The 919-nt window shown below is 63.9% G+C and carries 1 protein-coding gene and 1 pseudogene; both read left to right on the forward strand.

Translation table 11 applies throughout. The features are described 5' to 3' along the window. Window positions 1–417, forward strand: a 417-nt coding sequence (locus tag EN914_RS36715) for an OmpA family protein (protein WP_164779229.1), incomplete at its 5' end; no start/stop codon positions are given. A gap of 1 nt (window position 418) precedes the next feature. Beyond that, window positions 419–919 (forward strand): annotated as a pseudogene (locus EN914_RS36720) (type VI secretion system membrane subunit TssM); the annotation flags it as partial.

Consider the following 919-nt stretch of genomic DNA (forward strand, 5'->3'; position numbering starts at 1 on the left):
GACCTCAGATCCGCCCTCAGCGGCACCGAAAGCGTTTCGCTGGCCAAGCTGACGATCCAGGCCTCCAATCCCGAACTGTTCCAGTCGTCACGGCCACAACTGACCGAAGGCTTCGAGCCCCTGATCGGGTCGCTCGCCAAGGTGATCCTCGCCAACCAGGAGCTGATCGGAAACATCACCGTCGTCGGTCATACCGACAGCGTTCCCCTGCAAAAGACCAATCCGCTGTCGACCAACCAGCGACTGTCGGAGGCTCGCGCCCAGACGATTGCCGACATGCTGGTCCAGAACGGAGTGCCGCGGGATCGCGTCCATTCCGAGGGCCGCGCGGCCACCGATCCAGTCGCCACCGACAGCACGCGCGAGGGGCGGGCCTTGAACCGCCGCGTCGAGGTGCTTGTCGAAAAGAGGCTGTGAGATGTTCATCCTGCGCTTCCTTTGGGCTGTCCTGACATCACGCTGGCTATGGACGCTGATCGGCCTCACGCTGCTTTCCCTGGTCATCTGGGTGTTCGGTCCGATCGTCAGGGTCGGTCCCTATGAACCGTTCGCCTCTGATAACGTGCGCATCGTCATCATTGCGCTGCTGGTCATCTTCTGGCTGACCTGGCTGATCGTCGCCCAGCGCCGGGCGATCCGCGCCAACCGCATGTTCGTCGCCGAGATTGCCGCGCCGGTGGTGGAAAAGCCGCTCAGACCCGGCGAAGAGAATGTCGCGGCCGTCGGTGCCAAGTTCGCCGAGGTGATGGCCGAACTGAAGCGCCGCAAGCTGGGCGGACGAAAGTTTCTGCGCGAAATGCCATGGTATGTGATCGTCGGGCCGCCGGCCACCGGCAAGACCACGGCCTTGCGGCAGTCCGGGCTGAATTTTCCGATCGACCTCACCGAGGACCTGCAGGGGGTCGGCGGCACGCGCAAC

The organism is Mesorhizobium sp. M7A.F.Ca.CA.001.08.2.1 (genome assembly GCF_003998455.1).
In the GTDB taxonomy this organism is placed as follows: domain Bacteria; phylum Pseudomonadota; class Alphaproteobacteria; order Rhizobiales; family Rhizobiaceae; genus Mesorhizobium; species Mesorhizobium ciceri.